This window comes from Pseudomonas sp. 05T35, from assembly GCF_056396605.1.
In genome coordinates, this window is the sequence record NZ_JBFTLU010000218.1 from 1 (window position 1) to 7,205 (window position 7,205).

7 protein-coding genes and 1 pseudogene are annotated in these 7,205 nt (G+C 60.9%); 6 read left to right on the forward strand and 2 right to left on the reverse strand.

Annotated elements, in window-relative coordinates; genetic code table 11:
* From AC1DH9_RS17245 to AC1DH9_RS17270, 6 genes are all read left to right on the forward strand, one after another.
* Positions 1 to 352: NAD-binding protein (locus tag AC1DH9_RS17245; protein ID WP_477808478.1), on the forward strand; the 352-nt coding region annotated here is incomplete at its 5' end.
* 149 nt (positions 353 to 501) lie between these two features.
* Positions 502 to 1,782, forward strand: coding sequence for a glycerate kinase type-2 family protein (locus AC1DH9_RS17250; protein WP_427547139.1), 1,281 nt, complete (start codon positions 502 to 504; stop codon positions 1,780 to 1,782).
* A complete protein-coding gene (gene pyk / locus AC1DH9_RS17255; protein WP_427547142.1) occupies positions 1,772 to 3,187 on the forward strand; it encodes a pyruvate kinase in 1,416 nt (471 codons plus the stop codon). The genes AC1DH9_RS17250 and pyk overlap by 11 nt, the downstream gene beginning before the upstream one ends.
* A gap of 150 nt (positions 3,188 to 3,337) precedes the next feature.
* Entirely contained in the window at positions 3,338 to 4,258 is a 921-nt protein-coding gene (locus tag AC1DH9_RS17260; RefSeq protein WP_477808479.1) for an urea transporter, read from the forward strand.
* Between the two features lie 21 nt (positions 4,259 to 4,279).
* Positions 4,280 to 5,104 carry an ion transporter gene (locus tag AC1DH9_RS17265; RefSeq protein WP_427547148.1) on the forward strand — a complete coding sequence of 275 codons (825 nt, stop codon included), beginning with the start codon at positions 4,280 to 4,282 and terminating at the stop codon, positions 5,102 to 5,104.
* A gap of 89 nt (positions 5,105 to 5,193) precedes the next feature.
* Positions 5,194 to 6,192: a sulfate ABC transporter substrate-binding protein gene (locus tag AC1DH9_RS17270; RefSeq protein ID WP_427547151.1), complete on the forward strand. Its 999-nt coding sequence runs from the start codon at positions 5,194 to 5,196 to the stop codon at positions 6,190 to 6,192.
* Between the two features lie 62 nt (positions 6,193 to 6,254).
* Here the strand turns inward: AC1DH9_RS17270 and AC1DH9_RS17275 are convergent, their stop codons facing one another.
* The gene (locus tag AC1DH9_RS17275) at positions 6,255 to 6,884 is read right to left on the reverse strand and encodes a hypothetical protein (protein ID WP_427547154.1); all 630 of its coding nucleotides are present in this window, start codon (positions 6,882 to 6,884) and stop codon (positions 6,255 to 6,257) included.
* Positions 6,885 to 7,128: 244 nt separating this feature from the next.
* Positions 7,129 to 7,205, reverse strand: a pseudogene (locus AC1DH9_RS17280) (group II intron maturase-specific domain-containing protein); the annotation flags it as partial.

Below are 7,205 nucleotides of genomic sequence, written 5' to 3' on the forward strand. Positions count from 1 at the left end.
GAACATCCAGGCCGTGGCCGAAGCGCTGCTGTTCGCCTCGAAGAACGGTGCCGATCCCGCCAAGGTCCGTGAAGCGTTGATGGGCGGTTTCGCCTCCTCGAAGATCCTTGAAGTACACGGCGAGCGCATGATCAAAGGCACCTTCGATCCAGGCTTCCGCATCAGCCTGCATCAGAAGGACCTCAACCTGGCACTGGCCGGTGCGCGCGAGCTGGGCATCAACCTGCCCAATACCGCAGGCACCCAGCAAGTGTTCAGCACCTGCGCGGCCCTCGGMGGCAGCAACTGGGACCACTCGGCGCTGATCAAGGGTCTGGAACACATGGCGAACTTCTCGATTCGCGATAAATAAACCCAGCACAAAACCTGTGGGAGCGAGCCTGCTCGCGATGAAGTCACCGCGGATACGCCTGAAACACCGTGGTGCCTGAATCGCGAGCAGGCTCGCTCCCACAGGGAACCGAGTTGCCCTCCAAATAACAAGAATTCCGGGAGCCCGCCATGTCGGTCGATCCGCAACAATTCCTGCGCGAGCTGTTTGCCACAGCCATCGACGCGGCCCATCCGCAGCATGTCCTCGAAGCCCATTTACCGAAAGATCGCAGCGGTCGGGTGATCGTCATTGGTGCCGGCAAAGCCGCCGCAGCCATGGCCCAGGTGGTCGAGCGCTGCTGGCAGGGCGAAGTGTCTGGCCTGGTGGTCACCCGCTATGGTCACGGCGCCCCTTGCGAAAAAATCGAAGTGGTCGAAGCCGCCCACCCGGTGCCTGATGCAGCCGGTCTGGCCGTGGCCAAACGGGTGCTGGAGCTGGTCAGTAACCTGAGCGCAGACGACCGGGTAATCTTCCTGCTCTCGGGCGGTGGTTCGGCTTTGCTGGCCTTRCCCGCAGCCGGCATCACTCTGGCCGACAAACAGGCAATCAACAAAGCCCTGCTCAAATCCGGCGCAACCATCAGCGAGATGAACTGCGTGCGCAAGCACCTCTCGGCGATCAAGGGCGGCCGTCTCGGTAAAGCCTGCTGGCCAGCGACGGTTTACACCTACGCGATTTCCGATGTCCCGGGCGACCTCGCCACCGTGATCGCTTCCGGCCCGACAGTGGCCGATCCGAGCACTTCGGCCGAAGCCCTGGCGATCCTCAAGCGCTACGCCATCGAGGTTCCGCCGTCGGTACGCAGCTGGTTGCAAAGCCCTGAATCGGAAACCGTAAAACCGGATGATCCGAGCCTTGCTCGCAGCCATTTCCAGTTGATCGCCCGCCCCCAGCAATCCCTGGAAGCGGCAGCGGTGAAAGCCCGCCAGGCCGGTTTCAGCCCGTTGATCCTCGGTGATCTGGAAGGCGAATCCCGCGAAGTGGCGAAAGTCCATGCCGGCATCGCGCGCCAAGTGGTGCTGCACGGTCAGCCGTTGGCGGCGCCCTGCGTGATTCTCTCCGGCGGCGAAACCACCGTCACCGTCCGCGGCAATGGTCGAGGCGGACGCAACGCCGAGTTCCTGCTGAGCCTGACCGACAGCCTCAAAGGCCTGCCCGGCGTCTACGCGCTGGCCGGTGATACCGATGGCATCGACGGCTCCGAAGACAACGCTGGCGCGATCATGACCCCGGACAGCTACGCCCGCGCTGCCGCCCTGGGCTTGAGCGCCAGCGACGAGTTGGACAACAACAATGGCTATGGCTATTTCGCCGCGCTCGACGGGCTGATCGTCACCGAGCCGACACGTACCAACGTCAACGACTTCCGCGCCATCCTGATCCTCGAGAGCCCTGAACATGACGCCTGACAAAAAGGTCAAAATCCTCGCCACCCTCGGCCCCGCGACCGACGGCATTGATGACATCCGCGAGCTGGTCGAAGCCGGCGTAAACATCTTTCGCCTGAACTTCAGCCACGGCGATCACGCCGACCACGCCAAGCGTTACCAGTGGATTCGTGAAGTCGAGCGCCAGCTCAATTACCCGCTGGGCATTCTGATGGACCTGCAAGGTCCGAAGCTGCGGGTCGGCCAATTTGCCGAGGGCAAGGTGCAATTGGTGCGCGGTCAGGCCCTGCGCCTGGATCTCGACACCACGCCGGGTGACGAGCGTCGGGTCAACCTGCCGCACCCGGAAATCATCGCCGCGCTGGAACCCGGCATGGACCTGTTGCTGGACGACGGCAAACTGCGTTTGCGGGTGGTGACCAAGTACGCCGATGCCATCGACACCACGGTGCTCAATGGCGGCGAGCTGTCGGACCGCAAAGGCGTCAACGTGCCGCAAGCGGTGCTCGACCTCAGCCCGCTGACCGCCAAGGATCGTCGCGACCTGAGTTTCGGTCTGGAGCTGGGTGTCGATTGGGTCGCGCTGTCATTTGTGCAGCGCCCTGAAGACATTCGTGAAGCGCGCGCGCTGATCGGCAACAAAGCCTTCTTGATGGCGAAAATCGAGAAGCCGTCGGCCGTTGAACAACTACGCGAAATCGCCGAACTGAGCGACGCGATCATGGTTGCCCGTGGCGATCTGGGTGTGGAAGTGCCGGCCGAGAGCGTGCCGCAGATCCAGAAAGACATCATCAGCACCTGCCGTCAGCTCGGCAAACCGGTGGTGGTGGCGACCCAGATGCTTGAGTCGATGCGCTTCTCCCCGGCGCCGACCCGTGCCGAAGTCACCGACGTCGCCAACGCCGTGGCCGAAGGGGCTGACGCGGTGATGCTGTCGGCGGAAACCGCTTCTGGCGATTACCCGCTCGAAGCGGTGCAGATGATGAGCAAGATCATCCGCCAGGTTGAAAGCGGTCCGGATTACCAGGCGCAACTGGATGTCAGCCGGCCAAAAGCCGAAGCCACGACCTCGGACGCCATCAGCTGCGCGATCCGCCGGATCAGCAACATCCTGCCGGTAGCGGTGCTGGTGAACTACAGCGAGTCCGGCAGTTCGAGTTTGCGTGCGGCGCGGGAGCGGCCAGCAGTGCCGATCCTCAACCTGACGCCGAACCTTTCAACCGCGCGGCGCTTGAGCGTAGCGTGGGGCGTCCACTCGGTGGTCAACGACCGTTTGCGGCAGGTCGACGAGGTGTGCTCCACCGCGCTGGAAATCGCCCAGGCGCAAGGCATGGCCAAGCGTGGCGACACGTTGCTGATCACTGCGGGCGTGCCTTTCGGTCAGCCGGGATCCACTAACTCCCTGCGTATCGAGACGTTGATTTAGCGCCTGTTCCGGCCTCATCGCGAGCAAGCTCGCTCCCACATGGGTTTTGTGTTGCCACAGATCCAATGACTGAACGCAGATTCAGGGTGGGAGCGAGCCTGCTCGCGATGCAGGCGACACGTTTCCCCAGATACACCACAGACCCCCATCATGCCTGCCAACCACTTCAACACCCACTGCCCCGACTGGGCCACTGCCCTGCTCAACGGCTTCAGTCAGATTTTCCTCCAGCGCCATCCGCTGTGCGGTCTGCTGTGCCTGTTGGCCATCCTGTTTACTGCTCCAACGTTATTCGGCGGTGCCCTCCTGGGTGGCGTGGCCGGCTTGCTCACCGCGCAACGTCGCGGCTACGCCAAGGCTGATCGCCAAGCCGGGCTCTTCAGCTACAACGGCGTCTTGCTCGGCCTCTTGTTGAGCCTGCAATTTCGTTGGTCGGCCATGCTGCCGCCACTGATCCTCGCCAGCGGTGGACTGAGTGCGATCGTCACCCAGCAATGGCTCAAGCGCACTCGCGACCAGCATTTTCTGCCCGCCTACACCGCACCTTTCGTGGGGTTGGGCTGGATACTGCTGAGCGTTGCTGCCGCGCCTCATTCGGCACCTGCGCCACTGCCGGAACTCGACGCCCTGAGCCTGTTCGGCGCCGAGTTCAAAGGCCTGGGCCAAGTCATCTTCCTCGACCATCCCCTGGCGGGTGTGTTGATCGCCGCCGGGTTGCTGCTTGCCAATCGCCGCGCCGCGCTCTGGGCACTGACGGGTTCCGCCGCGGGTCTGCTCTGCGCCTTGTGGCTGAACGAGACTCCCGGCGCATTGCTCGGCCTGCATGGCTACAACCCGGCACTGGCCGCCCTCGCCCTCAGTCAACAATCCCGCCAACCCTGGCTGCCGCTGCTGGGCATCGCACTGGCGATCCTCCTCACACCGGCGTTCGCTGCCATGGGGTTGGCGACCTTGACCGCGCCGTTCATTCTCGCCTGCTGGTTGCTGCGCTCGGGTATTCGCCTGCTGCGCCAAGCAGCCACAGACGGTGCGCCTTGCYAAACCTCGGAGAATCAACCTAGGCTGCGCTGATTTATGGCCAAGGCGATTTGAATGGACAGCAACGACACGTGGCGCAAGCGCCTGTACGTGATGATTTTCCATACCGACACGGTGGCCGGGCGGCGCTTCGATAAAACGCTGCTGCTGATCATCCTTGCCAGCCTGGTGGTGGTGATCCTTGACAGCATTGATGACGTTCATCAGAACTTCGCCAACACCCTGGCGTACATCGAGTGGGGCTTTACCCTGATCTTCCTGGTCGAGTACATGTTGCGCTTGTACTGCTCGCCCAGGCCGCTGCGTTACGCCTTCAGTTTTTACGGGCTGGTGGATTTGCTGGCGATTGTTCCAGGCATCCTTGCGCTGTATTACAGCGACGCGCAGTACCTGCTGATCATCCGGATCATCCGTATGCTGCGGATCTTTCGCGTGCTCAAACTGCTCCCCTACCTGAAGCAGGCCCATTACCTGCTCGACGCCCTGCGGGGCAGCAAACAGAAAATCATCGTATTCCTGCTCAGCGTCTGCACGCTGGTAACGGTGTTCGGCACACTGATGTATGTAGTMGAAGGCCCGGAGCATGGCTTTACCAGCATTCCCAAAGGGATCTATTGGGCGATCGTCACCCTGACCACCGTCGGCTACGGCGACATCGTGCCCAGGACTGCGCTTGGGCAGGTTATCTCGGCGATGGTGATGATCACCGGTTACTCGATCATCGCTGTCCCCACCGGGATTTTTACCGCCGAACTGGCCAACGCCATGCGCGGCGAACAGTTGCAACATGACTGCCCGGTGTGCCGCAAAAATCAGCATGAACACAGCGCGGCATTTTGCTCACGCTGCGGTAACGCACTGTTCAAGAAAATAGAATAAGCACAGTGCTTTTTAATCTTTAAAGGGATATGTGGCCCCGGCTATAGTCGACGGCAAATCGCCTTCATCTCGAACAAAAGGAATGTGCAGTGAAAAAGATCTTTGCCGCCTCACTTCTGGCCGCTGGCCTGACCCTCGCCAACGTGGCCCAGGCCGCACCGACCCTGCTCAACGTGTCCTATGACGTGATGCGTGATTTCTACAAGGACTACAACACTGCCTTCCAGAAACACTGGCAAGCCGAGCACAACGAAAACATCACCTTGCAGATGTCCTTCGGCGGCTCCAGCAAACAGGCCCGTTCCGTGATCGATGGCCTGCCGGCTGACGTCATTACCATGAACATGGCGACCGATATCAACGCCCTGGTCGACAACGGCAAACTGGTCCCGGACAACTGGGTAACTCGCCTGCCGGACCACAGCGCGCCGTTCACTTCCGCCACCGTGTTTATCGTACGCAAGGGCAACCCGAAAGCCCTGAAAGACTGGCCCGACCTGCTCAAGGACGGCGTGCAAGTGATCGTGCCGAACCCGAAAACCTCGGGCAACGGCCGCTACACCTATTTGTCGGCCTGGGGTTACGTGCTGAAAAACGGTGGTGACGAGAACAAGGCCAAGGCCTTCGTCGGCAAGCTGTTCAAACAAGCCCCGGTACTCGACACCGGCGGCCGCGCCGCCACCACCACCTTCATGACCAACCAGATCGGCGACGTGCTGGTGACCTTCGAGAACGAAGCGGAAATGATCGCCCGTGAATTCGGCCGCGACCAGTTCGAAGTCATCTACCCAAGCGTCTCCGCCGAAGCCGAGCCGCCGGTGAGCGTGGTCGACAAGGTCGTCGACAAGAAAGGCACCCGCGCTGCCGCCGAGGAATATCTGAAGTACCTGTGGTCCCCGGAAGGCCAGGAAATCGCCGCCGCCAACTACCTGCGTCCGCGTGACCCGGCCGTTTTGGCCAAGTACACCGACCGTTTCCCGAAAGTCGACTTCCTGTCGGTAGAAAAAACCTTCGGCGACTGGCGCAGTGTGCAGAAAACCCACTTCAACGATGGCGGGGTTTTCGATCAGATTTACAACGGGCAGTAAGCGCTGGACCAGCAATGAAAAAGGCGACCTCAGTAGTCGCCTTTTTCATACCCGCCGGTAACTCACATCGGCGGCGCCACGCCATCCTTGCCGGCCGAAATCGATTGCGCCGTCAGGGTACCGTCAGCGCTTTGGGTAGCGAACAACACGACCTTGACCCCGACTTTGAGCAGGCTGCGGTCAGCCGGTGTCAGGTTGACGATCGGCACATCTTCCGGCACAAGGATGGTCTGCCGGCCGCCCTTGTAATTGACAGTCAGGACTCGGCCATTGCTGACCACCAGATCCGCGACGATGCCATTAGTCATGCTACTGCCCTTGACCAGATCGAACGGACGGTGGCCGTCGCCGGTTCCGGCCATTTCAGGTGGAAACACATGCACTTCCAGTGCCTTGAGCGTGCCATCGTCTTGCGGTATTGCCGCTGAGCCAATATAGCTGCCGGGCTTGATGTCTTCGATGTTGGCCGGGGTTACGGCGCGAACCTGGGTATCCTTGGTCAACTGGATGACCACGTTCTCGCCCGTGTTGGCGTGCACCTTCAAGACCTCTTCGGACACCCCGGTGATTTCACCGCGCACGCCGATACGCATACCCGGTGCCTCCTCGGCCAGAGCAGCAGTGGCGATCAGCACGCTGCCCAGGGAAATCAGGCCAATGTTGCGTATCAGGCTACCAAACATCGTTTTCATGGGACCGTTTTCCACTGATGAAACGTTGAAAAATGACTGATACCAGAGGGCTCGACCACCCACACAAATCATAGGCGCTACGGAGCAAGATGAAAGTTTTGCGGGCACCGTCCCATTGACCGCCTCGCAACGCGCTCTAACACAACACCCACTGCAAGACACAACTGGGCGCAATCGAGTAGGAGGCGGCTTCACAACCGCCGTCCTCTCACACCACCGTACGTACGGTTCCGTATACGGCGGTTCAGGTTATGCGATTAAGCCGGTTTATCGTATCCAGTATTGAGACCAGCCCGAGTCGATCCCATAGCTTCTTCGGTA

Bases quoted from the DNA above. Each gene is read 5' to 3' on its own strand.
- pyk (WP_427547142.1), top strand. From the start codon at position 1,772: ATGACGCCTGACAAAAAGGTCAAAATCCTCGCCACCCTCGGCCCCGCG.
- AC1DH9_RS17275 (WP_427547154.1), bottom strand. From the start codon at position 6,884: ATGAAAACGATGTTTGGTAGCCTGATACGCAACATTGGCCTGATTTCC.